The following is a 25,227-nucleotide window of genomic DNA, read 5'->3' as shown; positions in this document are numbered from 1 at the left end:
CGCTTTTCTCGAACTGCGCGTTCGGCAAGAACCAAGTCTGCGTCAGCCAAGTTTGAACCCCTTGTTGAGTGCCAACGCACGCCGGAACACGACCACCAGCAAAAGTGTCGCGAGCAGCAGGACGACCGATAGCGCGCCCGCGAATGGCCAATTCAGAAGTTCCGTCGTCTGCTGACCGATCAAGGTCGACATCATCAGCGTGCTGGGCCCGCCGACGAGCGCCGGCGTGATGTAGAATCCCAGCGACAGAACAAAGGTGATGAGCACGCCAGCCGCGACCCCAGGGAGGCTCAGGGGTAGCGTGATTCGAAGGAAAGCCTGGAGACCGCCGGCGCCGAGATTGCGCGCCGCCCTGGTAAGATCGTCGGGAATGCTGCTGACCACGGAGTAGATCGGCAACACCATGAAAGGCAGCAGAACCTGCGTCATCGCCACGACCACCGCCCCTCGCGTATAAAGGAGCTGCAGTGGCGCCTCGATCAATCCAGCCTCAAGGAGGCTGCTGTTGACCACTCCGTTGCGCTGGAGCAGGACGATCCACGCATACGACCGCACGAGCACACTCGTCCACAAAGGTATGAGCACGCAGGCGCCGACCAGCGTTGCCGCGCGCCCGGAGACCCGTGCCATGGCCAGCGCAACGGGATAGCCGAGCAGAAGGGCCAGAACCGTGACGATGAATGCGATCTCGAACGTCCGCCAAAGGACGAGGAGGTATAGCGGCTCCTCGACGATGCGCAGGTAATGCTTGAGCGTGGCCTGAGGCGCAAAGATGCTGCCCCAGAACAGCTTTCCTACGGGATAGAGAAACCCGCCAGAAAGGAGCAGAAGAAGCGGCGTTACGAGAAGGAGGGATGGCGTTCGCCCATACTCTCTTGACGATGTTGGACTGCCGCGAAGAAAGGGGCGTCTCATGACCGGTGTCGCAGGCATCGTCAGCACCTCGCCTGGCCGAAAACGCGCACTGCATGGCCCGGAATGGCCAAACTGACGCGGTCGCCTTCGCCAGGATGCGAAGCGTTGTGGTCCGCATGGACCTGAACATGGACGAGTTCTCCGCCCGGAAGCCGAACCAGGAAGGTGCGGAACGAGCCGACGAAAATGACAGTCTCGACAACGCCCTCAAGCGCTGGGCCGTCTGCCTCCCCAGGGCGGAGCAAGCGTATCTGCTCCGGTCGCACAGCCAAGCGCACTCGATCGCCGGGTTTTGGCAGAACCGTGAGGGCAGGTGGGCACTGAACCAGTCGAATGAACCCGCTTTGGCCAATGCCGATCTCGAGACCAGTCCCGTTGTAACTTCGGCATTCGCCCTCCAGAAAGTTCGTCTTGCCGACGAAATCGGCGACGAACGGCGTGGCGGGCCCGTCGTAAAGTTCGGCAGGCGAGCCGATCTGCTCCAATGAGCCGTCACGCATCACCGCGATGCGGTCGGACATTGTAAGCGCTTCTTCCTGGTCATGTGTCACGTAGATGACGGTCACGCCGAGCCGCTGCTGCAGGCGTTTGATCTCGATTTGCATCTGCTCGCGGAGCTTCTTGTCCAGCGCGCCCAAAGGCTCGTCCATGAGAAGCACGGGCGGCTCGAACACAAGCGCGCGCGCCACCGCGACGCGTTGCTGTTGCCCGCCGGACAGCTCGCTCGGCAGGCGTTTTCCGTACCCCTCAAGCTGTACCAGAGCCAAGGCGTCACAAACGCGGCGCGTTGCGTCCTGCCTTGGAACTTTGCGCATGCGCAGCGGAAAGGCGATGTTGTCGGCCACCGTCATGTGGGGAAACAGCGCATACCGCTGAAACACCATGCCGACATTGCGCCGGTTGGGAACGACATAGGTCACATCCCGATCGCCGATCGAGATCTTGCCCATGCTGGGCATCTCGAAACCGGCAATCATCATCAGGAGCGTCGTCTTGCCTGATCCTGACGGACCGAGGAGTGACAGGAACTCGCCCGCGCGAACGTCCATGGAGATTTCCTCCACCGCCCGAACCGAACCATACCGCTTGCCTAGCCCCCAGACCGATACATTCATGCCATCCACCGCCCAGCTACCTCCCAGGTTCCTCGCGTTCAGCCATTTTGCCAAAACTAAAAAGTGCGAAGACCTTCGGCATTAAGGTCTTGCACTGGCAATCAGGTGCACTCAGCTCGCAAGCCACGTGCTCCAGCGTTCCAGGACCGCCTCGCGGTTCGCCGCCAGCCAGCCACGGTCGACTTGGATGATCTGAGACCAATTGGCGGGCTGAAGGACGCTCAATGCGCGTGCGTCTTCGGGCAGGAACGCGACGGCTTCGCGTTGGGCAGTCGACCCGAACGATTCAAGTGCGAATGCCGCGTGTGCCTCGGGCCGCGTATAGATGAAGTCGAGGAGCGCCAGGCCGGCATTGGGGTGCTGTGCGCCCTTGGTCACTGCCCAGAACGCAGCATCGAGCGGCGCTCCGTTCCAGCTGATTGCGAGCGGCAACTTTTCTGCGCGCAGCCGAAAGGCGCGACCAGAAAACAGCATGGCCATGACCACTTCGCCCGTGCGGAAGATCTGCTGGCTCTGGTCGCCGCTTTTCCACCATACCGTAACATGGGGTTTGATCTCATCCAGCTTTCGGAAAGCTCGATCGACGTCCAACGGGAACAGTTGACCACGGCTCACGCCATCGGCCTCAAGCGCTGCAATCAAGTTCCACCACGGATTGCCGACATTTGGCAGCGCCCTCGGCCCGGGAAATGCCTTCACATCCCAAAAGTCCGCCCAGCCCGCCGGCTGAGGCTGACCATCGGGAAAACTGCGTTTGTCGAAGGCGAGCACTCCGCCTCCGATGTCGAACAGGACACCTTTGCCCAGGCAGGAGCCGGCGACCCCTCGCGCCGCGACGTCCGGCAGGTCCGCACAATTGCCCAGGTCCTCCAGGAGATTGGTGACGTCCGGGGTGAGGGAGTCGATCGAAAGGGTGATGACGTCCCATTCCGTCCGTCCAACGGATGCCATGGCTTTTAACTTGGCCAGCTTCTCGCCATAGCCGCCCCCGGTGGCCACCACCTCGATGCCGGTGGCTTCGGTGAAGGGGCTGTAGAAGTGCTTCTTCACAAGATCGCCATACGCACCGGTGCCGCCCGCCACGACCACTTCTCGTTCCCCGCCCTTGCGGGCGCGATCCACGAGGCCATCCAGAGGGGCGGCGACGATCTGCTCGGGCGCGCCGCCGGCGCCGACGGCAAGAGCCGCTCCTGCAGAAAGCGTCAGCATTCCGCGCCTGTTCATCGACGTCGCAAGGGCCACGATGTCCTCCTTCAGCCAGCGAGCCTGCGCCTGTTGCGCATTTATGAAGTATGAAATTTGGTGTAACAAACTTTTCACATTCGCGTCAAGATAGGCAAGGCCGGTCGGGCTGTAATTTTCTGGCGGCTGTCCTGCTGCGGGAATAAGTTGAGGCCGAAAGAACATGCGATTCGATACCGCAGGCCGCCGGCTCTCCGGACGGGTAAGGGACAGGCTCACTGATGTTTGCTGCGCCAAAGCAAAGGAACGAAGCGCTCGCCAACGACTTGGCGCCCATCGACAGGCATCGCAGCCTTGGTGAGAGCGCCTATCTGAGTTTGAAGGATTCGCTGATACGCGGGGCGTTGCGGCCCGGCACCAAGCTTACGCTTCGTTCGGTCGCCGAGGTGCTTGGAGTCAGCACGACGCCTGCGCGCGATGCCATCACACGGCTGATCGGCGAGGGAGGGCTGGTCAATACCGGCCCGAAGACCGTGGTTGTGCCCAGTCTGACCCTGCCGGACCTCGATGAGATCACCGCAATACGCCTTGCCCTCGAAGGGTTGGCCGCCGAGCAGGCCGCCACCCGGGTGACCAAAGAGGAAATCGGTGACTTGGAGCGTTTGCAGGAGCGCATCAATCGTGGCCTTGACGAGGCGCGCTACAGCGAGGTGCTCGATGCCAACAAGGACTTCCATTTCCTGATCTATCGCCGCTCGGGAATGCGCCAGCTCGTCTCCATGATCGAGTCCTTGTGGCTGCGCATGGGACCGGCCTTCAATGATCTCTACCCGGAATTCGCCTTGTCGCGAGCGGGTGTTTCGAACCATCTGTGGGCTTTGCGCGGCCTACACGACCGTGACGCGGCGGCGGTCCGGGCGGCGATCGAGAACGATATTCGCAGCGGTTACCGCCGCCTCTCGTCTCTGATCACCGGGAATCGAGCGGACGCAAAAAAACAACCCGGCGGCTGAATTTTGTTGCATCAAATTTCAAAATCTGTTTTTCCTCTCTCCTGACGCAAGTGGTCGCATGGCGCGGCCGGTGATCATGGAGGTGCGGCGTGACCCCGGTCTCGACCCATTTGGAAAATTCCCAAAAAAGCGAATTCTCAGCGGGACAGCGCTCACATGCGTTGTTTGACCGCGCTCGTGCGGTCTTTCCGGATGGAACGACGCGCGTCACGGTCGAACGCGACCCGGTGCCCCGCTACATTGAGCGCGGCGAGGGGGCCTTCGTGATCGACGCGGACGGCAGGCGCTTTCTCGACCTCAACGCGAACTTCACGACGCTTATTCACGGCCACGCGTTCGAACCGGTGATCGCTGCCGTCGAAACGCAAATGAGGAATGGTACCTGCTTTGCCAACCCTACGGAGGCGGAGGTTGAACTTGCCTCGCTCCTGTGCAAGCGCGTCCCGGGGATCGACCGCATCCGCTTTGTCAACACCGGCACGGAAGCCGTCATGTTCGCCATCAAGGCGGCCCGTGCCTTCACCGGCCGGCCTTGCATCGCCAAGATAGAAGGTGCCTATCACGGCGCCTATGATTGGGTGGAAGTGGCGCAGGCAAGTACCCGTGAAAACTGGGGTCCGCCGGACCACCCGGCTGCGACTGCATACTATCACGGGATGCCGACTTCGGTGCTGGATGACGTGGTGGTGCTTCGGTTCAACGATGCGGCGGGGGCGCGTGAGCTGCTCAGCCGGCGCGCCGGCGACATCGCAGCCGTGCTCATCGACCCCATGCCCAGCCGTGCCGGCCTTGTCGCTCCGGAGCCCGAGTTCCTTTCCGCGCTTCAGGAAACGGCGCGCAAGCATGGAATTCTCATCATCAGCGACGAGGTTCTCAATTTTCGTCAGGATTATCGCGGCGCTTCGGCGCGCTACGGTCTCCAGCCGGATCTGTTTGCTTTGGGCAAGATCATCGGCGGAGGGTTTCCGATCGGCGCGGTTGGCGGCTCGGCCGAGATCATGACCGTGTTTGACGCCCGCGGCGGTCGCCCATTGCTTCCGCAGGGAGGAACCTTCTCGGCAAATCCGATCTCGATGGTGGCCGGCCACGCAGCGATGGCCGCGCTCGATCAGGCTGCGTTCGCACGACTGGAAACGCTGGGCAGCAATCTCCGCAAGAGATTCAGGGACGCGATCTCACGCGCAGAGGCACCGCTGAGCGTTACCGGGGCTGCTTCGCTGTTCCGGATCCATCCAAAGCCGATGCCTCCGCGGGAGTTTCGCGACGCCTATTGCAACCCGGCGGAAGCGAAGATCGGCCACGAGATGTCCCGGTTCTTTGCTCGCAATGGCATCATTCTGCCCAGCGGCGCCGCGGCATGTCTTTCGACACCCATGGGCGAGGCGGAGATCGATGCGATCGCCGGTGTCTTTGAAGCCTTTCTTGCTAAAAAATCCGCTCTGCTAGAGGAGATAGCGTGATGTCGGCGCCTCGCGAAACCGTCGCCGAGCGTATCGCCCGGGCGTTGCAGCGCCATGGGGTTGAGCTCATTTTCGCACAAAGCCTTCCTTCGGCGGTCATCCTTGCGGCCGAGGCGCTGGGTATTCGGCAGATCGCTTACCGCCAAGAGAATATGGGCGGCGCAATGGCCGATGGATATGCGCGCAGATCTGGCCGCGCCGCCGTCGTCGCGGCCCAGAACGGCCCCGCTGCGACATTGCTGGTTCCTCCACTTGCCGAAGCGCTGAAAGCCAGCGTGCCGGTCGTGGCGCTCGTCCAGGAGGTGGAGAGATCCCATTTCGATCGCAATGCTTTTCAGGAGCTTGACCATGTCGCCCTGTTTCAGCCCTGCGCCAAATGGGTGAGGCGTCTTCTCACGGCAGATCGGGTGGACGACTACGTCGATGCGGCCTTCACCGCGGCCGGAAGCGGCCGGCCCGGCCCTGCGGTGTTATTGCTGCCGGCGGATTTGTTGCGGGAGGTGGCGCTCGAGTGCGCGCATCCGCGCACGGCCATGCTCGGGGCCTGGCCAATTGACAGATCGCGACCAGGCGATGGGGCCATCTCTGCCGCAGCCAAATTGCTGGCGCAGGCACGCCAGCCGATCGTCATGGCCGGCGGCGGTTCTCTGACGACTGGAGGCCCACCGGCGCTTGCTCGCTTGCAGCAAGTTGCGCACTTGCCAGTGGTTACGACCCCGATGGGCAAAGGAGCGGTGAACGAAAAGCATCCGCTTTCCCTCGGCGTGCTCGGTCCGCTCACCGGCCCGGGATCCGTGGGGCGTTATTCAAGGCGGCTTCTGGCAGAGGCGGATGTGATCCTGCTGGTCGGTACCCGCACCAACCAAAACGGGACCGACAGCTGGCGTTCCATTCCGCGGTCAGCTCGGATCATCCATATCGATGTCGATCCGGCAGAAATCGGTCGCAACTACGAGGCGCTCCGCCTGGTCGGCGATGCGGCAGAAACGGTCACCGCCCTGGCTGACGCGCTCAGTCAGTGCGACTTGGCCAATCGCCTGGCCGGGCGCGATCGGTTGGAGCGCAGGATCGCGCGCATGTGGGCAGCTTTCGAGGCGGAGCGTGGAAGGACCCTGGTGCGCCAAGCGGCGTTGCTTCGGCCCGAGCACGTCATGATGGATCTTCAGCGCTGCCTGACGCCGAATACGACGGTGGTCGCCGATGCAAGTTACTCTTCCATGTGGGTGGCCGGCCAGTTGACGGCCCTTGCAGCCGGCCAGCGTTTCCTCACGCCGCGTGGCCTTGCCGGTCTCGGTTGGGGACTGCCGATGGCCATCGGCGCCAAACTGGCCGATCCCGGTGCGCCTGTTGTCGCGCTGGTGGGTGATGGCGGCTTTGCTCACGCATGGGCGGAACTGGAGACAATGGTGCGTCTCGGCATCGCCGTCACCGTGATCGTGCTGAACAACGGCGTGCTCGGATACCAAAAAGACGCCGAAACGGTGAAGTTTGGCCACTACACCAGCGCCTGCCATTTTGCGCCTGTCGATCATGCCGCCCTGGCCAGGGCTTGCGGTTGCAGTGCCTTCCGCGTCGAGAATGAGGAGGAGGTCTTGCCTGCGCTTCAAACCGCACTTGCTTCGCAGGAACCGTGGTTGATCGAGATCATTACGGATCCCGATGCGCACCCGCCGTTGTCCCTCTTTGACGGCACGCTCGACATCGCCGAACCGTCTCTGGCTCTGGCGGAGACTGTCTGATGGCCGAGCTTGGCGAGGAGACACCGGTTGCGGTGATCACTGGCGCATCGAGCGGTATCGGCCTTGCAAGTGCCGATGCGCTCCTGCGGGCAGGGTATCGTGTTGCCTTCTTCAGCCATCAGCCGGACCGGGTTGAGGCGGCGGCTCGGACCCTGGCCGGTTCCTATGGCAGGGAGCGAATAAGATCGGCTGTGGTCGACCTGCGGGACCCTGAGGCGGTGCGCCGGTTCTTTGGTGATCTCGTGGCGCATTGGCCGGCGCCATCCGTCCTCGTTTGCAATGCGGGTTTCTCCCCGAAACGCAACGGCGGGCGGATTCCGATCGAAGAAATTGACCTTGCAGAGTGGCACGAAGTGTTGGCGATCAATCTCACCGGTGCGCTGGTTTGCTGCCAGTGCGTCCTGCCAGCCATGGCCGAACGCCGATACGGGCGCATCGTTTTCATCGGCTCCCTGGCCGGTCGCACGATGCCCCGAATAGCTGGTGCAGCCTACACTGCGTCCAAGAGTGCCCTTGCCGGTCTCGCCCGTTCGATCGTCAGCGAATATTCCGGATTCGGCATCACCGCCAACACGATCACGCCCGGTCGCATCGTCACCGACATGACAGGTCCGACGGATTCGCTCGTCAACAAGGAAAGCCTCGCGCGCATCCCCATCGGGCGTCTGGGGCGACCGGAGGACATTGCCCGAGCCGTTGCCTTTTTGGTGGCGCCGGACGCCGACTTCCTGAACGGCGCGGTGATCGACATCAACGGTGGCGAATTCACGCCTCCATAGCCTCAGTGCTTTTCTGAATGTCTTCCATGTTTCGGGATCCTTGCCATGCCCCTTGCAACAACCACCCCCGAGGCTCTAGCCGGGCCAGATAGGCCGCAACATTGCGATCTCATCGTCCACAACGCCGCGATCCTCACGATGGACGACCGTGACAGCGTTGTTGCGGATGGCGCTATCGCGATACGGAACGGACGCATCGTTGCGCTCGACAGCCAAGCGAAGATCTTGGCCGGCTTTACGTCAGATCGGTCGTTCGACGCGGCCGGTGGCACCGTCCATCCGGGCTTCATCGACGCGCACATCCATGTTTCCCAATATACGGCGCGCAGCGTCTTGCCCCTAATGGAACGGACATCCGCTACCATGGGCCACTGGAAAGGCGAGCTGACCCCGGAGGACGAGCACGCAAGCGCGCTTATGGCTGCTCTTGACTATTTGAAGTGCGGTTACACGGGTTTTGTCGATCCGGGTACCGTCTTTGCGCCGGACGCGGTCGCGGCGGTGGCGGAAGAAGCCTGTATTCGCGTCTGGCTCACTGACCCTTACGTGGCCGATGGCGGCGAGGCGCTGGCCGCCAACCTGCCCGAGCTCGTCAGCGGGAGCTTTCTCGCCCGCTGGCCACAAAATACGGATGAAGCGCTCAAGAGACTGGGTTCCCAGCTGTTCCGCAACAGGAACAAGGACAGCCTGGTGAAAGGGTTTATCGGCCTCTACGGAGAGGGAACCGATTCCCCTGAACTCTTCGAAGCCGCGCTCGGCCTCGCCCGAGATCATGGTGTGCGCTTGCAGGAGCATCTGGGATATCTCCCGGCCTTTCAGCTCAAGCGGGAGGAGACGCTAGGCCAACCGTTGCTCCAATGGTTGGAGGATCGCGGCTTCCTGGATCCCCACTTGACCTTCGTTCACATGAACCTGGTGCGTGAAGGCGAGGTTTCGCTTCTCGCCAAATATGACGTGCGCGTGGTCTGGTGCCCTTGGGGTCAATTGCAGATGCTCGGTCAGGCGGGCGCGCAGGCGCGCATGGTTGAGCTCCACCGATCGGGAGTGGCTGTCGGCATCGCGAGCGACATTCCCCGCGTTGCCGATTTCGATGCCCTTGGAACACTGGCCGCGTCCGCCTCCGCGGCCTCGGGGCGGCCGGCCATGCCACGCGAACTTATGCGCATGCGCACAATCGGCGCCGCGGCAAGCATCGGCGCCGAGGGTGAGCTTGGCAGCCTCGAAATCGGCAAGCGCGCCGATTTCGTGGTGCGGGGCCCCAGCGTGTCCGTGAATTTCGGCTTCGATGCAGGTCTTGAACTGGGAGTGATCGGCGGGCGCGATACTGTCGAGGCAGTATTCGTGGCCGGCCGCCAAGTCGTCGAAAAGGGGCGGGTCCTCGGTTTGGATGAGCGCGCCGTCATTGCCGCAGCCCACCGGTCGGCACGCGCGCTTGCGTCCAGGATAGGGCTTCGCGGCTGAGCCGGGAGGTCGTGCTGCAAAGCCCGGCGAAAGGACGAACGGCATTACCTGTAGAACAGGACTTTGCCACCAGGAATGAGTTGTCCACAGAAGTCGTAGTCGGCGATGTTGCGTGTCAACAGGACAAGTCCCGATTTCAAGCCTGCAGATACAGGGTGCAGTCATGCAAGCAGCGCAGCTTCTGGTCATTCCGGTAGCCCTGCAGCCGACACAGCGCCCCGTTCAGAACAGCAGCGCGGCCAAGGACGTCTGCATCTGGCGTCAGGATCCGGTGTCCGGGCATGGATCGGATTACTTCCGAGACAGCCCTGTGCACGCCCGGGGTGCCGGGATCGTCGGGGTTCAGCACACCAAGCGTATGCGCCAGCTCCTGGATGCAGATCGCCGAATGGTTGTTGTGCTGGCCCTCCATGATCTGCGTCACCAACGCAGGGGCTTTGCCTTGGAGCCTGTCGATATACACACAGGTGTCGAGAAGAGGGCTTGCCCACCGAGCTCGCCTTCGTTCACAAACGGCAGTCGATCATCAGGTCGCCTGGCGAGGTTTTGGTTGGAAAGCCACGCAGCGAGCGAAGGGCTGCTTCAACATCGAATTCTGACACCCAAATCTCGATCAGAAGCCGAGCTTGATGTCTGGGTCAATGGTTCCGGTGAGCTTGTTCATGGTCGCCGGGAAATTGTCCTCGAGCGCCACATTCGCGAGAGCGAGCTCAAGCAACTCGGTATCTCCCTTGATGCCTGTCTGGCGCTTGGCCTGCTCAATCAGAGCACGGCTCAAACGCGCCGTGATCCGCCCGTCTTTAGAGCCGATCAGGCCTTGGCGAATGGCAGCGCGAAGCGTCTCCCGAACGATAAACGTCTGTTCGCCCGGCATATCCTTGTTGGCATCGTTACGGATCGCGTTTCGCATGCGCTTCTTTTTCGCTACGAGGCGCTGTTGCGGAGCAGTCGAGGACGACCGCGCTCTCAGCGTCTTCGTCATATGGCAATCTCCAATTCTGTTAGCCAAGTCTGGCAGTTTGTCGAACATAACGGACGGGCGCGGCATTGTCACTCGCCGGCTGCCCGGTTTTGGTGAACATCCATTCGTGAGGTCGCAAGGCGAGCGAGCGGCTCGCAAACTTGGTGTATCGAACGTGCGATCTACCTTGCCGTAGGCCAGAGTCAGGGACGGGGCAGGTTGAGGCGGGCGGCGAGGCCTCGCACCGACTGATGGGCGCGCGCGACCACGGCGGGCGCGTCGGCGTTCAGAACTTCGCCATGCTTCACTACGCATTTGCCCTCAACGAATACGGAGGCGATGGTGCTTGCATCGGCGATCACCGCGAATTCCAGCGCCGGGTCGCATCCCAGGTTTTCAGACACGTCCGGCCGCCTGACCACAAAATCGGCTCTCTTGCCGGGCTCAAGACTGCCTAGCTCCGATGCGGCCCCAACAGTAGCGGCGGCCCCGACCGTCCGCATGCGCAGGATTTCCGGACCAGACCCCGGCAGCCCTGTCGCAGCCGCCGCTACGGTGGCGAGCGTGCCGAGTGCGCTGAAATGACCTGCGCGCGGGATGTCGCTTGCGACACCTACCCGGACTCCGGCACGATGCAACTCCACCATCCGGCCTTCGGCGCCGCCGCGGCCCAGCATCTGCAACTGTCCGTAGGGGCACCATACAATGCCCACGCCGTGTGCTGCCAGGAGCGGGACGTCGCTGGGGTGGACAGCGTTCATGTGCACAAAGGTGACATGGTTGGCGAGCAAACCCTCATTGCTCATGTGCTGCATCAGGCTGGAGCCAAGCGCGGATTCCCGCTGCCGATATGGCAGGGGAGCGTAGCCCAGGTGCTCCTGCAACTGCACGCCATGCTCGCGGGCCAGCTTGAACGCGGCGCGGAACAGTTCTTCGGAATCTGTACCCTCGCCATAGAGGCCGACAAAAGCTCTGACGAGACTGTTCGGGTGCTTGTTGCGGAACAGTTGCGAGCCGAGTCGTCGGAAGGCGTCGTCCCGATCTTTTGGCCACAACGCAAGGAACGACTCGCTGACCAGCTCGGGGAAGTGTTTCTTGAGTTCGCCGCCCGCGTCGGCGACATAGGGATCGGTGAGCCAGACGCGAATGCCCAATTCGTCCGCGACCGCGGCGACCGCATCTGGCGTGAAGATCGTCCCCGGGTCGACGAAGCCCGTGTGGCCGCTCTTCAAATAATCCACCGCAGCCAGGGCCGCGCTGGCATACTCATCCTGCTCGGTCAGCGCGCTCTTCCAGTCGCCCATCGTGATGCCCGTTCCCACCATGGAGGACAGCACGCTGCGCGAGGTGTATTGGGAAATGTGCACATGAGCGTCGATGAAGCCGGGATGGACGATCCCTCCGCCAGCATCGAGGAGTTGGCGAGAATTGTAGCGGGAGAGGATCTCCCGAGTAGGCCCGACGGCAACAATCGCCCCGTCACGAACCGCCATGCCGCCGTCCGCGATCACCCTGTCTGTTGCATCGGCCGTCAAAAGCACCGCGTCATGCACGACGAGATCGCAAACTTGCCTCTCCCCGCGGGTCTCCTCAGTCAAGACGCTCATAGGTCCTCTCCACGTTGGGGGACTGAAAGAGAAAATGCGCCACCTCAGCCCGCATGGCTTCTGGGTCCGCCGCTTTGGCGGACAACGCCGTACTGGCTCGGGCGAACCTCGTAGAAGCCCTTCACGCGATCGCCGTATTGTCTGTCTTCGATGTGCGTGAATCCGATCTTTTCAGCGGCGCGAACGGCACGTTCGTTGTCCGGCCGGACCAGCGCGACCACGCGTTCCAGGCCGAGTTCTTCGAAGGCATAGCGCAGGATCGCGGCGCCGAGTTCCGGACCGAGCCCCCGGCCAGCAACATGCCCGAACAGGCAAAGGCCATACTCGACGTCTACCGTATCCTCGAAGTAGCGCAAGCCGGCGCGGCCCGCGAATTCGCCTTCTGTCACGGAATTTCCCTTGAGGAATACGCCGAAAAAACCGAAGCCGTTCTGCCGCCAGGCCTGAACATACTGGTCCATCTTTTCTTGCGTATTTTGGCGCGACGGAGGCTCACCGAAGAACAGCGACTGAACGACAAGCGGATCGGTGTGCAGGCGATGGACATCGTCGAGGTTCGACATGACCAGCGGCCGAATGAAAAGCCGCGGCGTCTCGAGAGCAACCATGATCCTTCTCCATAAAGAGGTGTCAGAGCTTCCGGGATATCAACCCGCGAGCCATGAAAATGCTGGCGACTATCGGCGTCATGAGCATCATCTGGCCCAAATCCAGTCTTTCCCCCGAAAAGACCGCGCCGAGCGCAATGCTCAGAACCGGGACGATGTAATGATGCATGCTGGCAAAGGTCGGCCCGCTCAATTTTATCAGGCGATAGTAGACGACATAGACCAACGCCGTGGACATGACGCCGAGGAGCAGGAGGGCCGCGAGAGCCTGCGCGGTCGGGGCGATCGTCCAAGGTCGCTCGAAGGCAAGACTTAGCGGAAGCAACATTGGAACTGCGCAGATCATCACCGCCGTTCCAGTCACGAGGGCATTTGCATCCTGCAGCCGGGCCACGGCTCGGCCGGAGAGCGCATAGCTGGCGGCTGCTCCGAGCAGAGCCAGGAGCGGTGCAGCACTGCTGCTCGAATGCAAGGTGGACATTACGGAATGGCCCAGGAATGCGGCGAGGCCAACGAAGCCCATCAAAAGACCGAAGGTCGTCCCCCTTGATGGCCATTCGCGCCGGACAAGATGAGCGAAGAGCATCGCAAAGAGAGGGGTTGTGGCGACCAGGATCGCCATTTCGCTTACCGGCACACTGATCGATGCCCATGCGATCAGATAAAGCGGCAGGGCATGGCCGAACAGCGCGACCTGGCCGTGCCGAGCCCATGAACCGAGATCTGCGGGAACGGACCGTGCATCGGTGAGCCTAAGCCAGGCGAGCAGAACGGTGGCGGCGATGACGAGCCTCGCCGTGGCGAGGGTCGCCGGCGGCACGCCAACAACCGCGATCTTGATGAGAAGGTAGGAGCCCGCCCACCAGATGGAGACCACCGCAAGCAGGAGGTAGGCCAGCAGCGACAGCTGGTCGGCCGCAACAGCAAAGGTGCTCTTCATGGCGATCATTCCTGTTCACGCGCCGGCGGATGGGGTCGTTTCTGCAATCTGAAGCTTGGTCCAGCTCATAGGCCTATACGAGAGCCGACTTGGCTGCGCCGGCAACGATGCCATTCGTGGTTCAGGCTGGAGTAAGTGCCTGTTTGTAGCTGGCAATCCTGGTGCAGAGCCGCTCCAGGTCCGAACGTTCGTGACTTGCAGTCAGGCAGATGCGTATGCCGGCGCGGCCCCGCGCAACTGTGGGGAAGAACGTCACCGACGTGTAAAAGCCGGCATCCAGCAGGCGTTCTGCAAAATCGATGGCCGCGAATTCGTCACCCACAGTGATCATGCGAATTGGCAGCGGGGCGCCCCGTTGTTCTGTCTGGACGCGCTTATCGAAGAAAGCGATCTGCTCGGCTAACCGCTCCTGGCGAAGTCTGAGTTCGCTCGTTTGGTGAATGCCTGCCGAGGCGAACGCGGCGCCAATGGCTGCGATGTTTGGCGAAGCAGAGAACGCATGAGGAATGGAGTAGCAGCGAAACAACTCTTCCTGATGCGCCGTTCCAAGCATGAGCATGCCACCGGACGCGCCGAAGCCTTTGCCGAGCGAGGCCGCCACAATCGTGCGCTCGCCCAGTTCACGGGGCAATTGCGAGCGGACGAAGCCTTCACCGTTGCCGCCAAAGAGCGAGATTCCGTGCGCGTCGTCGATGTAGAGAAAGAGGCCGTACTTCTCCTGCAGTTGCAAGAGTCCTTGGATCGGCGCGAAACCTCCCATGGAATAGACGCCATCGCACACATATGCGACGACCGGATGCCTGCGGCAGATCTGCTCCAGGGCATCCAGGTCATTGTGGGGGATTGTCTCGACTGCCGTTTCCTGCGCCACCACCGGCTTGTGAAAGGCGAGCGAGGCGTGGGCGAGACGGTCGAAAACAATCACCGGTCTCTGCCCTTCCGTCAGATGCCCGGAGGCAATGATCGGCAGCGCCCCCATGTTGGCGACCATGACCGTTGAATACGCGATGACGCGTGCCCCGAAAAGTTCTGAAAGAGTATCCTCAAGATCGCCTATGAGCCCGAAGTTCAGTCGTGTGCGGGCACATGACCAGTGAAGCGATCCGTATTCTTCCACAGCGGCAATTGCACCGGCAATGATGGCTGGATGATTGTCCAGTCCGAGGTAGGAACAACGCACGTAGTCCGTGATCGTATTGCCACGACGCTCCCCTGCCGTAAGGGATACTGCCCGTCCCTTTATGGAGCGCCCATAGACGGCCATGAGCCCGCGGCGGTGAGCCTCTTCGAAATACATCCGCGTCCAATCGATGACCGAGGCGGTGTTGCGGAAACGAGTGGCGCGCCCACCGCGGGCTGCGGAATATGCTGCCGACATCTGACCCTCCTTGTCGCAAGTAAGTCTTCAAAAAACCAAATTGGGGTCTTTCGTGTATGTGTTGCACCAGAGGGGCACATATACGGAATAATATATTTGTTGTGCGTGAAATGTTATTAATTGCTTCTGACGGACATTTAATAATCCAGTCAAACCTTCAAAATTTGGTAGCAAGCTAGAGTGAGCGGAAATCCGCAGGGCCGGTCCGGCGCCGGATGAGCAAGGTCCTGCGCTGGTTGACCTCACAGTACGCCGCCGCACAGCCGCCACTTGTGTGAGGCGTCTAATGTGACACGGTTCTGCCGCTCAGAAACCGTTCTTGTCATCAAGCATGTAGCCGGCAGACCGGATCGTTCGGATGGAGACGTCAGGCCCGAGCTTCTGCAGCGACTTGCGTAGCCGGCTCATGTGAACGTCTACCGTGCGGGTATCGACGTGGATGTTGTTTGGCCACGCGACCGCAATAAGCTCCTCGCGGCTGAAAACTTGACGTGGATTTTCGAGCAGATGTCGCAACAAGCGGAATTCGATCGCCCCAAGCTGGATCTCGCTTTCGCCACGCCTCACGCGAAAGCTGTCGGGTCGCATTTCCATGTCGCCAATAGTTAGAACATGGTGGCCGTAAACATTGGTGCGAGCCCCCGTCGTTCGCGTTGACCGCAACGAAAAAAGCAGCTTCGCCGGCACCAGAGGCCGCGCCAGGCTGTCGTCCACACCTGCCTTCAAAAGCGCGATATGCTGGTCTTCGGCGCCGGGTGCGATCAGGGCGACGAGCAGGATGGGGCGGGTCGTCGGGTCCTGCTTCAGCCGGGCACAGAGCGCGGCGGCAGGAAGGCCGCCGGGACGACAGTCCAGGATCACGGCCGCGGGAAATGTCTCCCTCGTCCGTTCCGCCGCCTCCTCGACGTTGCCAGCGAGAACGGTTTTGTATCCGTCCACACCGAGGATGTATTCAAGGATCATGTAGAGTTCTGCGTCTTGTGAGCAGATAATTGCCACTGGCTCCATCGGCAGCCCTGCTCCTGTCGAAGGCGAGCGGGCCCTTGACATGCGAGAGCGCGCGGTGGTTCTCCTCAGCTGGAACTCTAGCACCCGCAGGTTTCCGAGCTCAAAGGACAGTCAACGCTCACCGTTAGCGCAACCGATGACAGCGGCATAGGTAGTAGAATTACCACCGTCCCGGGGTGCCGTTCCCATGTAGGGCCGCTCCCCGCGATTTGCCTTTTGCATCGATCTGAAATAGTTTTGCCTCATGCCAGGAGGCGCTCAACGGCATTGATACCGCGCGCCTTCGACCGCAAGGCCAGGGACGACACGACTGCGTCCGGGCAGATGCCCGAGACGGTGGCTCACTTCTGTGGGTGATCAACGTCCGGCCTGATGGCTTCTTCAGCCCGCGCCGGACGCAACCGCGGGAGATTTTGGCGTGGCACAAAACGATAGCGAAGACATACTGGCCGGCGGCAATCCGCTGGCACTGTGGCATTTTGCCAAACCTTCTGAGGCCGTCGACGCAGCAATTGCCCTTTATGGTTCAAGGGCATCGCTCGCGGCGGCATCCGCGGCCTTCACAGCGCGCTATGCCGGTCGCGAAGATGATTTCCGCTTCTGGTTCGCCGTCTTTTCGCAATTAAGACGCAGGGATGGGAAGGAGCCCGTAGACGCAGAAAATCTCCCGCTGACCAATGTGGGGCCACTGACGTCCTAACAAGATACAGAAGGTAGAACTGATGGTGCTGCTCTCCTGATCTTGAGGCAGTGCTAATGCTGCCCGGCTTCAGCTTGCGTTGTAGCTGTCAGTGGCTGAAATCACTTTCAACGGGCCTTGGACATCTGTAAGATGCGGTCGTTTCCGTGGCGTTCATGCAAGGGAGCGGCAATGAATACCACGCACGTGCTTCAGAGCGCATTGCAGTTGGCTAACGCTACCACCGTTGAGGCGCTCGTCGCCCTCTATCGCGCGGCTATCCACCAGTTCGGATTTAGCCACTTCATTGTGACGGGATTGCCGAGCCAGGGGCAGCGTTTCGAACATCTGGTTCTTGAACGCTTCTGGCCTGAAGACTGGATGTCTCACTATGTGTCGCGCGATTATATCAGGCGCGATCCGGTCGCGACTGCCTCCGTTGTCTGTAAGGCGCCCTTCACCTGGAAGGAGGCGAGGGTCCGCGCCAGGGAGCTGGGCTCTGCCGGCGATCGCATCATGATGGAAGCGGCCGATGCCGGCCTGAAGGACGGCGTGTGTGTGCCCATTCCCGTTCGCAACGCTGTGGCCGGCTGCATATCTCTGGCAGGGGAGGCGCCGATAACCGAAAAGGCGGCCCTCGAACCCGTCAACATTCTTTCTCTTACCTTCGCGAGCAGGCTTCAGCTGCTGGTCGACCACGGGCGCCCCAAAGGTCTGACGCTCTCAGCGCGCGAACGCGAAGTGTTGACCTGGGTGGCCGACGGCAAGACGGCCTGGGAGATCTCCAGGATCCTCGGCATATCAGACTCGACGGTGAACAAGCACATCGCCGGCGCGATGCGGAAGACGGGTTCTGTCACGCGTGCGCAGGCGGTCGCCAAAGCTTTGACCGCAATGGAGATTGCCGGCTAAACCGAAGTTCGGCGTCAATGGCCAAAGCTGGCCATAGCCGGTGCGGGCGTGCCCGAAGAATGTCGCTCCGAACAGGAGTGGCTGCAGTCATGATTCGCCTCATCACAGGGAGCGCCGACCCTCGCCACCAGGATCTCCTGGAGGAACATTACAGGTTGCGTCACGAGATTTTTGTCGGCGAACGTGGCTGGACCGCTCTTGCCCGACCCGACGGGCGTGAGGTCGACGCCTATGATACGCCGCAAACGGTTTACGTGCTCGCCATCGACGATGGTCATGTTGTCGGTGGATATAGGTTTTTGCCGACGAGCACGCCCCATCTTCTCCAGGATCGCTATTCGCACCTCGTCGAGGGGCCGGTACCCTGTGGCCGTGAGATACACGAATGGTCGCGGTTTTTCATAAGAAAGGATCGTCGCGGAGGGAGGCTCTTCCGGCAACTGATCGGCTCCGTTCCCGGGGCGTGCAAGCTCCTCGGCATTGCTAGCCTAACCAGTGTGATCGAGCCTGATTGGCTGTCGCGGTTCGATGCCGCTAGCTTTCGCTACCGACTGCTCGGGCCGTTCATCGAGGCCGCCAACATGCAGTTGGCCGCGGTGCAGATCGACATTCAACAGGCCTCGGCGTCGGGCGAGGCGCAATCGGCTGGGACACTGACATTGGCTCCCGGGATGGGCGAGGCACATGATTAGGCGTTCCACCCGTTCCCGCCAATTCGCGGTTATTTCTCCAAGACTCCGAAAGGTCCCTTCAATCGCGTCGTGTCACTAGAACCCGCGGCTTGCGGTCGCCCGGGATCGCCCTGAATCTCAGGTTCGTACCGAAGGCATTTCCGCGGCTAGCAATCTGAGCCGGCCATCTCGACGTCATCTCCGGGCAGGGGCCAGGTCAGGAGGTTTAGATGTACAAGTACGCCGCGGAAGCATTCTTGCCGATCCCGGATGCAGACAGGGTCCGAGAGAAGGTCTGCGCGCGATCCCGCGACTATTGCCAGCATATCGGAGCCATGGGTGCCGATACTCTGCTCGAGTTCGACGATGGCCGCGCAACCCTGAGACCGACAGATGAGGGCCTGCAGTTCCGGGTCGAGGCAACGAACCTCGTCACCTTCTACGCCATTCGAACGTTGCTACAAGGGAGCGTCTCCGCCAATATAACGGCTTCCGGAGAGTCCGTCGAATGGCGCCGAGCAGGTTTACCGCTGCAACGGTCCTCATTCTCCGCTCAATGACGTACGACAGGACCTCGAATGCGGTGCAACTCGCGTTCGCGGGCAGATGGGCAAGTCAGGAGCGACATTCCTAGTTTGCCAGATCCGGACATTTTAACTTTGCGGCGACAGATGATGTGGCGGCGATGTAGAAATGTCGCCGGCTCTGCAAAGTAGAAATGTCGCATTGGCCGTTCCAAAGGGCAGGGTGCAGCAAGTTAGAAATGCGACAGTGACGCGCTTCTTGGCACGGACCAGAGCGCCCGATCGGGCGTAAGCTGGTCCGGGTTGCGCAGCCCGATCGGGGGCGTTCCAGCCTGGCTCCCTGGCTTTAGCTTTGAGTGCCGACTTCATTCGGCAGCAGCCAACCCAGCCAAGGCCTGTTCTCGCCGCGCAATCACCGCTGGATCCTTCGTGAAATCAGTCCTTCTTCCCGCCTTCGTCCCGCGCTTCCTGTAGGCGGTCTGCTCACTGTTGGTCTTGATCTTCGGCGGAGGCCGCGCCTCGTCCTGCTGAGACTTGATCCAGGTCAGCACTTCGCCGAGGCGTTTATTCTCGGTGACCGCCGTGTGCGTGACGCGCTGCTCCTTATCGAAGACGGTGTAAGGCAAGGAACACGCTCTCCATCGAACGTCCAGCCGACCGTCGGCGAACTCGTAGATATCGACGTATTTGCCGACCAGCCCGCACGAAAGCTCGTTCTTCTCAAGCATGATTTGCCTGCGTTCGTAGGAGAACGACAATTGCTGGCCGACATAACGCTGCTCACGCTTGCACAGCACGTCACGCAGCCGATCCGTCGGCATGTTCAAGGCGCGATGCAGATTGTCCGGTCGGGCAGGGACCTTGGCGAACCTTTCGTTAAAGTCAGCCATGAATATCGGCAAGAACGCGTTGGCCGCCTCGATGTCCGATATGCCAGCGAGGCGCAATTCCTTCACGAGCCGGTCCTGCAGCGTCCGATTGACCCGTTCGACCCGGCCCTTGGCCTGACTGGAATTGGCGCACAGGATCTCGATGTTGAGTTCCGACAAGGCGCGACCAAACTGGGTCATGCCGCGACCTGCCTTGGCATCCGTCTTGGCGACACGGAACACCGTATGCTTGTCGGAATAGAATGCGACTGGGCAACCGTGTGCCTTCAGATAGAGCTCGAGCGTCTCGAAGTAGCTGAAGGTGCTCTCCGACTTCACAAAGCGAAGCTGCTGGAGCTTGCTCGTGGCATCGTCGATGAAGACGAGCAGGGTGCATGGATCGCCCCGCTCCTCGAACCAACGGTGATCGCTGCCGTCGATCTGCACCAGCTCGCCATACGACTCCCGACGTAATCTGGGCTGATGGAACGTCCTGCGCTGCTTTCGGGACAGCCAGATTCCAGCTTCCGCCATCCATTTGCGCAACGTCTCTCGGGACACGACCAGGCCGTGGTTCGCCGCCAACTTCTCGGCCGCCAAGGCGAGCCTTGTGCCGAAGTGCTGCGGCGCCTTCGGCTCTGAACGCCTTCAGCAGACGCTGGACCTGGCGGGTCGTCATATCCAGCACATGCGCCGCAGAGACAACCGTCATGCGCCGCTCCAAAACCTTCGACAGCACCTGGATGCGTTGCAGCTCGCGCTCACTCATTAAAATCAGTCCCAACCCGCCGTCTCCCTCGCTCACCAACGAGCAGGGCGACATTCCTACTTTGCGGAATCAAGACATTTCTATTTTGCGGCAATAGATGAAAGTCGCATAATCTATCTTATGGAACCAGAAAAAATACGTTTATAAACAAAATAGAGGAGGAAATCCGATCTCAAGCCGGCCTTCTTCGGTCTGAAACCGTCCGTCACTACATTTAGTAAAATCCCAGAGGCGAAGGGTGCCCAGATTGTTCTGATTTCCTTCCTCCTTGGCATCGTACTCTCTGTAAATATCGTGGGGATGGCGGAACTTGACGGTGTCGTCTGCTAGGTAGCGCTGGAACCGACGGCTGCCCGGCCGAAAGGTCGTGGGGTTCGCTCCGAAGAACCGGCTCAATCGTTCTTTCCAGAACGCTTCGGTAAGCGGTCCATCTACGATTTCACGCGCAACGTTTCCGAACGTTTCCCTCTGCTTTTGAGGACTAGAAACGAGGCAATGAACTCATCCGCACTCAGGACCTTGGCACGTTCGCTGCCTTCGATGCCGGAGCGATCGGCTGAACCGGTTAGAACGACCAGACCTTGAACGTTGGGAGCCGGCACGCCCTTAGTAGACGGATGCTTCTTGAGCGTATCCGTGAGGAGCTTCCAGACGTCACGGACGATGTCATTGATCTTCGCGACAGGAGAGGAGTCTATGCCCACGCCGTCTGAAACCATCGGCCGTCGCGTGCTTCAATACGACCGTGCCAATCCTTGATGTCCACTAGGAAAATTCGATGATCGGCAACCACGATCAGGTCGACCTCGCGAGACTTTCCTGCACCCAGCACCACATCGAGGTTGGTAAAGCCATACCATTGTGGTGGAAGGTCTTTCTTGAACCGGTCGATGCCTTTTATTTCGCGCTTGTGAACGCCCCTGCCGCAATTCGTAATCTGCATTTTTCCCTCGCCTGCCGTACTATACGGGTCACAGCGAATCGCCTGAAGCCCTTTCTTTATTGGCTCGTGGTTTTTAACGCATACGGCAACCCGCAACTTGCCAAATGACTGGATCGCCGGCTCGGTTCTCGAATCCTTCCCCACCGTCGGAACTGCACTGCAATTCGTGACGCGTTGGTTGCACATCTCGGGATTGGACGATATGAGCGTATTAGTTTTCAAATTAGGAGCATTACGGTGTCTGAAGAAGCAAACAATCTCATCGAGCTTACTGCGGATATCGTTTCCGCCTATGTCCAGAAGAATGCAGTTCCAGTGTCTGGCTTGCCCGATCTGATTGCCGGTGTGAATTCGGCATTGTCTAATATCGGCCAGGCAGCTCAGGTAGAAGCACCGGCCCAGAAGCCGGCAGTAAATCCCAAAAGGTCCGTGTTCCCGGATTACATCATCAGCCTTGAAGACGGACAGAAATACAAGTCGCTGAAGCGCCATCTGGCGACCCGGCACGGGATGACGCCCGACGAATACCGGGCGAAGTGGGGCCTGGCGAAGGACTATCCCATGGTTGCCCCAAACTATTCGGCCGCCCGATCAGCGCTTGCGAAATCGTTGGGCTTGGGAAGGAAGGCCGCTCCGGTCAAGAAGCCCGCTTCGAAGCGTAAGGCGAAAGCCTAACCTATATTCTGACGGACCGATCGCAGGGGCTGAAGGCAGCGTGGGCTGCCCTCCTCGGCATATCCCGCGCTACGCATTATCTGCTGATTGCCGTTGCTGTTTTTCCGAAGCGCCGGCGGCCGGCAAACCTTCCTTTCTGGCCTTGGTAAACGCTCGGTCGCCCTCCAAGAATTCGGCCAGCATGAATGGAATGAGCTCAGCCACGGTCTCAGACTCACCATAGGTCTGACGATAAAGCGCCGCATATTCGCTCAGGGCCTGGTTTAGGTCAGCGCTAACGGTGATCGTGATCTTCGAAGGTGTCCGATCGGGAAGCTTTCCCTATTTCAGGTTTGCCATGGGTCCTCCTTTTCAACCGGTATATGGCCGCAGCAAGAGGTCCTTGTGAACATGTATCGGGATCGTGAAACCGTGGCGAATGCCGAACTGGACGGCCTCATCCATCAATTTTTGCCCAGCCGCCGACAGCTTGACGTCGCTGCCGTCCGTACCCCAGTGGAACGTCTCCTTGTAGTGACGCGCCTGTTGGATCACCGGGTCCACTTCTTCATAGCGGTTATGGAGATAATGGGATGTCCAAGGCGGGGGGTAAGTGGAGATCAGGTCCGTAGCGCGGCGCGGCCGGGGCCAGGGAAAGATGTAAGCGAATAATGGCACGTCGAGCGAAGACGCAGTCTCGGCCAAGGCGTCGCGCAGATCGGTCGCGTCGACGCTTTCTGTCAGCTGTTCGATGAATTTGTGGAATACGTTATCCATACATAACACTGCGAGACGAAGACGGTGACTACCGCGCCCGCTGCGTAGCTGTGCGATCAGAGATTCTCTGCCATCGCTCTGCTATTCTAGATCTACGCGAGCTTAAAATCGCATGCACAGTCGGTGCGGCGGAAACTTCTCGTCCGGGAGACGAACCGTTCGCAATGGCCAGAACGGGACGACTGGGCCTCTGGCGTGCTAAAGCTGGTAGAGATCATCTAACGTCCGTGCTGCCGGCGATGGGTTCAGCTACGATACGCCGTTGGATTTGCTCCGAAGGCCTGGCGGAAGCATTTCGAAAAATGCGATGCAGACGCGAAGCCGCAAGCTATTGCGATCTCAACGACAGGCAATTCTGTTTGTTCAATTAGCTGCTTGGCGCGGACAAGCCTCAGTTGGAGATAATACCGCATCGGAGATGACGAAAGAGATCGCGCGAACAGCCGCTCGATCTGTCGCGGTGATCGCCCGACGCACTTTGCAATGTCACGAAGGGGAAGTGGGTCTTCGATATGGTCCTCCATGATGTCGATGACCTCGGCAAGAGGTTTACAGAGGCGTGCTTCGTCTGCGTCGACTTGCCGATCGGACGCAGAGCGCCAGTGCCCGGCGGTGGTATGTCGGCAAACAGCCAGCGCCGTTTCTTTGCCAAGATGCTCAGTGATCAACTGCATAACTAGGTCGAACGAGGCGAACTCGCCCGCGCAAGTTACGAGATGAGAATCTCTGACGAATAATTTATCGGTTACGCGAAGGCTGGCAAAGGTTTCAGCAAGGGCAGCCCGCTTGTCCCAATGGATTGTGCACGTGGCATTTTCCAGCATTCCGCTTTCCGCCAGTAGCCAGGTTGCAGTGCCCAATGCTGCGATCGGCACCGCCTGCCGCCTGCAAATGCGAAGAACACTAACCAAGCTGGCTGACGTCTGTCGCTCAACCCGCTCACCAGCGCAGACGATCACCATGTTGGGGCTTTTGCCAGCCTGAACGCTTTGGCCGACCCGGATGAAATCTCCACTGACGATCAAGCCAAGGCCGCTAGCGGACACGACCGGCTCGCCGTCTAAGCTCGCAACCGTCCATTGAAAGAAGGGGCGCCCGGAAACGGAATTCGCAAGGCGAAGTGGGTCCACAAAGGATGCAAGGCTAAGCTGCGAAAATCCGGGAAGCGCCAAAATGACAAGTCGAAAAACATCGTCATGGGCACGAACTTCCTGGCCCCTCAGATCCCACTCAACGGTGCGCGAGCGGGCCGCAGTTGAGAATGGCGCATTCATAAGGTCAATTCCTCTAAGGCGGTTTTTAATCCGGGTCGGGCGCAGAAGCGCACACGATCGTCCTCAGCTGCGCGTATTGTGTCTGCGCTTCATGAAATCCTTGGCGGTCTCGACCGCCACAGCGGCGTCCCGGCAATAAGCGTCGGCGCCGACGGCCTTGCCGAATTCCTCGTTGAGTGGCGCGCCGCCAACCAGCACGACATAATCGTCGCGGATGCCCTTTTCCTTCATCGTGTCGATGACGACCTTCATATAGGGCATGGTGGTGGTGAGCAGCGCCGACATGCCGATGATGTCGGGCTGGTGCTGCTCGATGGCGTCCAGATATTTCTCGACCGCATTGTTGATGCCGAGGTCGATGATTTCGAAGCCGGCGCCTTCCATCATCATGCCGACGAGATTCTTGCCGATGTCATGAATGTCGCCCTTGACGGTGCCGATGACCATCTTGCCCTGCTTCGGCGCGCCGGTGGCGGCGAGGAGCGGACGCAGGATGGCCATGCCGGCCTTCATGGCGTTGGCCGACAGCAGCACTTCCGGCACGAAGAGAATACCATCGCGGAAATCTTCGCCGACGATTCGCATGCCTTCGACGAGCGCTTCGGTCAGCACGGTATAAGGCTGCCAGCCGCGCTCCAGAAGGATGTTGGTACCTGTCTCGATTTCTTCCTTCAGACCGTCATAGAGGTCGTCGTGCATCTGCTGCACAAGCTCCTCGTCGGACAGCTCGGAAAGAACGATCTCTTCATCCGACATGATCATCCCGCTGTTGCTGTTGAAAATGTTGGGTGGGCTAAATCTGGATCGGCTGGGTAACACCCAACGAAATCTTCCTGTAATGGAAGATGCCGTGGATTGTTCCTATCACTCGAAGCACTCTCGGTATCGCGCAAAAAGCTCATGAGGGCTTGAGTTTCCGGCCAGGCGTTTGCAGGATCGCTGCGCTTTTCTCACGCCTCTCTGAGAGGAAGAGGCACGGAAGATCGAGC

26 protein-coding genes and 2 pseudogenes are annotated in these 25,227 nt (G+C 60.3%); 11 read left to right on the top strand and 17 right to left on the bottom strand.

Features of this window, described 5'->3' with window-relative positions:
* Positions 1-42: 42 nt before the first annotated feature.
* From LB528_RS13645 to LB528_RS13635, 3 genes are all read right to left on the bottom strand, one after another.
* Complete coding sequence (locus tag LB528_RS13645) at positions 43-915, bottom strand: ABC transporter permease (RefSeq protein ID WP_224513643.1); 873 nt, start codon at positions 913-915, stop codon at positions 43-45.
* Positions 916-935: 20 nt separating this feature from the next.
* Positions 936-2,039, bottom strand: coding sequence for an ABC transporter ATP-binding protein (locus tag LB528_RS13640; RefSeq protein ID WP_411962170.1), 1,104 nt, complete (start codon positions 2,037-2,039; stop codon positions 936-938).
* 102 nt (positions 2,040-2,141) lie between these two features.
* Entirely contained in the window at positions 2,142-3,491 is a 1,350-nt protein-coding gene (locus LB528_RS13635) for an ABC transporter substrate-binding protein (protein ID WP_224715254.1), read from the bottom strand.
* A gap of 2 nt (positions 3,492-3,493) precedes the next feature.
* Here LB528_RS13635 and LB528_RS13630 point away from each other — a divergent pair, with 2 nt between their 5' ends.
* The 5 genes from LB528_RS13630 (at position 3,494) to LB528_RS13610 (ending at position 9,664) form a co-directional block, all read left to right on the top strand.
* Complete coding sequence (locus LB528_RS13630; protein ID WP_224513648.1) at positions 3,494-4,225, top strand: GntR family transcriptional regulator; 732 nt, start codon at positions 3,494-3,496, stop codon at positions 4,223-4,225.
* Between the two features lie 89 nt (positions 4,226-4,314).
* Complete coding sequence (locus tag LB528_RS13625) at positions 4,315-5,685, top strand: aspartate aminotransferase family protein (protein WP_411962162.1); 1,371 nt, start codon at positions 4,315-4,317, stop codon at positions 5,683-5,685.
* Positions 5,685-7,424, top strand: a complete 1,740-nt coding sequence (locus LB528_RS13620) for an acetolactate synthase catalytic subunit (RefSeq protein WP_224513650.1) — start codon at positions 5,685-5,687, stop codon at positions 7,422-7,424. Before LB528_RS13625 ends, LB528_RS13620 begins: the two co-directional genes overlap by 1 nt.
* Positions 7,424-8,203, top strand: a complete 780-nt coding sequence (locus LB528_RS13615) for an SDR family NAD(P)-dependent oxidoreductase (protein WP_224513652.1) — start codon at positions 7,424-7,426, stop codon at positions 8,201-8,203. Before LB528_RS13620 ends, LB528_RS13615 begins: the two co-directional genes overlap by 1 nt.
* A 45-nt stretch (positions 8,204-8,248) precedes the next feature.
* Positions 8,249-9,664, top strand: coding sequence for an amidohydrolase family protein (locus tag LB528_RS13610; protein ID WP_224513654.1), 1,416 nt, complete (start codon positions 8,249-8,251; stop codon positions 9,662-9,664).
* Between the two features lie 136 nt (positions 9,665-9,800).
* On the opposite strand, the gene LB528_RS13605 is transcribed toward LB528_RS13610, so the two are convergent.
* The 7 genes from LB528_RS13605 to LB528_RS13575 all read right to left on the bottom strand — a co-directional run bounded on the left by LB528_RS13605 (position 9,801) and on the right by LB528_RS13575 (position 16,121).
* The gene (locus LB528_RS13605; RefSeq protein WP_224513656.1) at positions 9,801-10,091 is read right to left on the bottom strand and encodes a hypothetical protein; all 291 of its coding nucleotides are present in this window, start codon (positions 10,089-10,091) and stop codon (positions 9,801-9,803) included.
* A gap of 186 nt (positions 10,092-10,277) precedes the next feature.
* A complete protein-coding gene (locus LB528_RS13600; RefSeq protein WP_224513658.1) occupies positions 10,278-10,646 on the bottom strand; it encodes a hypothetical protein in 369 nt (122 codons plus the stop codon).
* Positions 10,647-10,828: 182 nt separating this feature from the next.
* A complete protein-coding gene (locus LB528_RS13595; RefSeq protein ID WP_224513660.1) occupies positions 10,829-12,232 on the bottom strand; it encodes an amidohydrolase family protein in 1,404 nt (467 codons plus the stop codon).
* Between the two features lie 44 nt (positions 12,233-12,276).
* A complete protein-coding gene (locus LB528_RS13590) occupies positions 12,277-12,840 on the bottom strand; it encodes a GNAT family N-acetyltransferase (RefSeq protein ID WP_224513663.1) in 564 nt (187 codons plus the stop codon).
* 22 nt (positions 12,841-12,862) lie between these two features.
* Positions 12,863-13,780, bottom strand: a complete 918-nt coding sequence (locus LB528_RS13585; RefSeq protein ID WP_224513665.1) for a DMT family transporter — start codon at positions 13,778-13,780, stop codon at positions 12,863-12,865.
* A gap of 121 nt (positions 13,781-13,901) precedes the next feature.
* Complete coding sequence (locus LB528_RS13580) at positions 13,902-15,158, bottom strand: aminotransferase class I/II-fold pyridoxal phosphate-dependent enzyme (RefSeq protein ID WP_224513667.1); 1,257 nt, start codon at positions 15,156-15,158, stop codon at positions 13,902-13,904.
* Between the two features lie 306 nt (positions 15,159-15,464).
* Positions 15,465-16,121, bottom strand: coding sequence for a response regulator transcription factor (locus LB528_RS13575; RefSeq protein WP_224513669.1), 657 nt, complete (start codon positions 16,119-16,121; stop codon positions 15,465-15,467).
* Positions 16,122-16,584: 463 nt separating this feature from the next.
* Here LB528_RS13575 and LB528_RS13570 point away from each other — a divergent pair, with 463 nt between their 5' ends.
* The 4 genes from LB528_RS13570 (at position 16,585) to LB528_RS13555 (ending at position 18,988) form a co-directional block, all read left to right on the top strand.
* The gene (locus tag LB528_RS13570) at positions 16,585-16,866 is read left to right on the top strand and encodes a hypothetical protein (protein ID WP_224513671.1); all 282 of its coding nucleotides are present in this window, start codon (positions 16,585-16,587) and stop codon (positions 16,864-16,866) included.
* A gap of 171 nt (positions 16,867-17,037) precedes the next feature.
* Positions 17,038-17,757 (top strand): LuxR family transcriptional regulator, encoded by a 720-nt coding sequence (locus LB528_RS13565; RefSeq protein ID WP_224513673.1) that lies wholly within the window; start codon positions 17,038-17,040, stop codon positions 17,755-17,757.
* Positions 17,758-17,846: 89 nt separating this feature from the next.
* Entirely contained in the window at positions 17,847-18,449 is a 603-nt protein-coding gene (locus LB528_RS13560) for an acyl-homoserine-lactone synthase (RefSeq protein ID WP_224513675.1), read from the top strand.
* 209 nt (positions 18,450-18,658) lie between these two features.
* On the top strand, positions 18,659-18,988 hold the full coding sequence (locus tag LB528_RS13555; RefSeq protein WP_224513677.1) for a hypothetical protein: 330 nt from the start codon (positions 18,659-18,661) through the stop codon (positions 18,986-18,988).
* 329 nt (positions 18,989-19,317) lie between these two features.
* Here LB528_RS13555 and LB528_RS13550 read toward each other — a convergent pair.
* The 3 genes and pseudogenes from LB528_RS13550 to LB528_RS30550 all read right to left on the bottom strand — a co-directional run bounded on the left by LB528_RS13550 (position 19,318) and on the right by LB528_RS30550 (position 21,422).
* Positions 19,318-20,605, bottom strand: a pseudogene (locus LB528_RS13550) (ISNCY family transposase).
* 416 nt (positions 20,606-21,021) lie between these two features.
* On the bottom strand, positions 21,022-21,309 hold the full coding sequence (locus LB528_RS13545) for a hypothetical protein (RefSeq protein WP_224715253.1): 288 nt from the start codon (positions 21,307-21,309) through the stop codon (positions 21,022-21,024).
* Positions 21,285-21,422 (bottom strand): nuclease-related domain-containing protein, encoded by a 138-nt coding sequence (locus tag LB528_RS30550; RefSeq protein ID WP_411962169.1) that lies wholly within the window; start codon positions 21,420-21,422, stop codon positions 21,285-21,287. Before LB528_RS30550 ends, LB528_RS13545 begins: the two co-directional genes overlap by 25 nt.
* Here LB528_RS30550 and LB528_RS13535 point away from each other — a divergent pair.
* Together LB528_RS13535 and LB528_RS13530 are read left to right on the top strand one after the other, a co-directional pair.
* A complete protein-coding gene (locus tag LB528_RS13535) occupies positions 21,369-21,641 on the top strand; it encodes a hypothetical protein (RefSeq protein WP_224513764.1) in 273 nt (90 codons plus the stop codon). The two genes, LB528_RS30550 and LB528_RS13535, sit on opposite strands and share 54 nt — an antisense overlap.
* A gap of 129 nt (positions 21,642-21,770) precedes the next feature.
* Positions 21,771-22,208 (top strand): MucR family transcriptional regulator, encoded by a 438-nt coding sequence (locus LB528_RS13530; RefSeq protein ID WP_224513678.1) that lies wholly within the window; start codon positions 21,771-21,773, stop codon positions 22,206-22,208.
* 69 nt (positions 22,209-22,277) lie between these two features.
* Here the strand turns inward: LB528_RS13530 and LB528_RS13525 are convergent.
* The 4 genes and pseudogenes from LB528_RS13525 to LB528_RS13510 form a co-directional block, all read right to left on the bottom strand.
* Positions 22,278-22,517 (bottom strand): annotated as a pseudogene (locus tag LB528_RS13525) (DUF2274 domain-containing protein); the annotation flags it as partial.
* Between the two features lie 42 nt (positions 22,518-22,559).
* Positions 22,560-22,964 carry an autoinducer binding domain-containing protein gene (locus tag LB528_RS13520; RefSeq protein WP_224513680.1) on the bottom strand — a complete coding sequence of 135 codons (405 nt, stop codon included), beginning with the start codon at positions 22,962-22,964 and terminating at the stop codon, positions 22,560-22,562.
* 245 nt (positions 22,965-23,209) lie between these two features.
* Positions 23,210-24,238, bottom strand: coding sequence for a GlxA family transcriptional regulator (locus tag LB528_RS13515; protein ID WP_224513682.1), 1,029 nt, complete (start codon positions 24,236-24,238; stop codon positions 23,210-23,212).
* A 63-nt stretch (positions 24,239-24,301) separates the two neighbouring features.
* Positions 24,302-24,994: a corrinoid protein gene (locus LB528_RS13510; protein ID WP_224513684.1), complete on the bottom strand. Its 693-nt coding sequence runs from the start codon at positions 24,992-24,994 to the stop codon at positions 24,302-24,304.
* Between the last annotated feature and the right edge of the window lie 233 nt (positions 24,995-25,227).

The organism is Mesorhizobium sp. CA4, from assembly GCF_020165075.1.
In the GTDB taxonomy this organism is placed as follows: domain Bacteria; phylum Pseudomonadota; class Alphaproteobacteria; order Rhizobiales; family Rhizobiaceae; genus Mesorhizobium.
The sequence above is the reverse complement of the archived record's forward strand: the minus strand, read 5'-3'. Positions and strand labels throughout refer to the sequence as shown.

Bases quoted from the DNA above. Each gene is read 5' to 3' on its own strand.
- LB528_RS13645 (WP_224513643.1), bottom strand. From the start codon at position 915: ATGAGACGCCCCTTTCTTCGCGGCAGTCCAACATCGTCAAGAGAGTAT.
- LB528_RS13630 (WP_224513648.1), top strand. From the start codon at position 3,494: ATGTTTGCTGCGCCAAAGCAAAGGAACGAAGCGCTCGCCAACGACTTG.
- LB528_RS13620 (WP_224513650.1), top strand. From the start codon at position 5,685: ATGTCGGCGCCTCGCGAAACCGTCGCCGAGCGTATCGCCCGGGCGTTG.
- LB528_RS13615 (WP_224513652.1), top strand. From the start codon at position 7,424: ATGGCCGAGCTTGGCGAGGAGACACCGGTTGCGGTGATCACTGGCGCA.
- LB528_RS13610 (WP_224513654.1), top strand. From the start codon at position 8,249: ATGCCCCTTGCAACAACCACCCCCGAGGCTCTAGCCGGGCCAGATAGG.
- LB528_RS13600 (WP_224513658.1), bottom strand. From the start codon at position 10,646: ATGACGAAGACGCTGAGAGCGCGGTCGTCCTCGACTGCTCCGCAACAG.
- LB528_RS13595 (WP_224513660.1), bottom strand. From the start codon at position 12,232: ATGAGCGTCTTGACTGAGGAGACCCGCGGGGAGAGGCAAGTTTGCGAT.
- LB528_RS13590 (WP_224513663.1), bottom strand. From the start codon at position 12,840: ATGGTTGCTCTCGAGACGCCGCGGCTTTTCATTCGGCCGCTGGTCATG.
- LB528_RS13585 (WP_224513665.1), bottom strand. From the start codon at position 13,780: ATGAAGAGCACCTTTGCTGTTGCGGCCGACCAGCTGTCGCTGCTGGCC.
- LB528_RS13580 (WP_224513667.1), bottom strand. From the start codon at position 15,158: ATGTCGGCAGCATATTCCGCAGCCCGCGGTGGGCGCGCCACTCGTTTC.
- LB528_RS13575 (WP_224513669.1), bottom strand. From the start codon at position 16,121: ATGATCCTTGAATACATCCTCGGTGTGGACGGATACAAAACCGTTCTC.
- LB528_RS13565 (WP_224513673.1), top strand. From the start codon at position 17,038: ATGAATACCACGCACGTGCTTCAGAGCGCATTGCAGTTGGCTAACGCT.
- LB528_RS13560 (WP_224513675.1), top strand. From the start codon at position 17,847: ATGATTCGCCTCATCACAGGGAGCGCCGACCCTCGCCACCAGGATCTC.
- LB528_RS13555 (WP_224513677.1), top strand. From the start codon at position 18,659: ATGTACAAGTACGCCGCGGAAGCATTCTTGCCGATCCCGGATGCAGAC.
- LB528_RS13545 (WP_224715253.1), bottom strand. From the start codon at position 21,309: ATGGTTTCAGACGGCGTGGGCATAGACTCCTCTCCTGTCGCGAAGATC.
- LB528_RS13535 (WP_224513764.1), top strand. From the start codon at position 21,369: ATGATCGGCAACCACGATCAGGTCGACCTCGCGAGACTTTCCTGCACC.
- LB528_RS13520 (WP_224513680.1), bottom strand. From the start codon at position 22,964: ATGGATAACGTATTCCACAAATTCATCGAACAGCTGACAGAAAGCGTC.
- LB528_RS13515 (WP_224513682.1), bottom strand. From the start codon at position 24,238: ATGAATGCGCCATTCTCAACTGCGGCCCGCTCGCGCACCGTTGAGTGG.
- LB528_RS13510 (WP_224513684.1), bottom strand. From the start codon at position 24,994: ATGTCGGATGAAGAGATCGTTCTTTCCGAGCTGTCCGACGAGGAGCTT.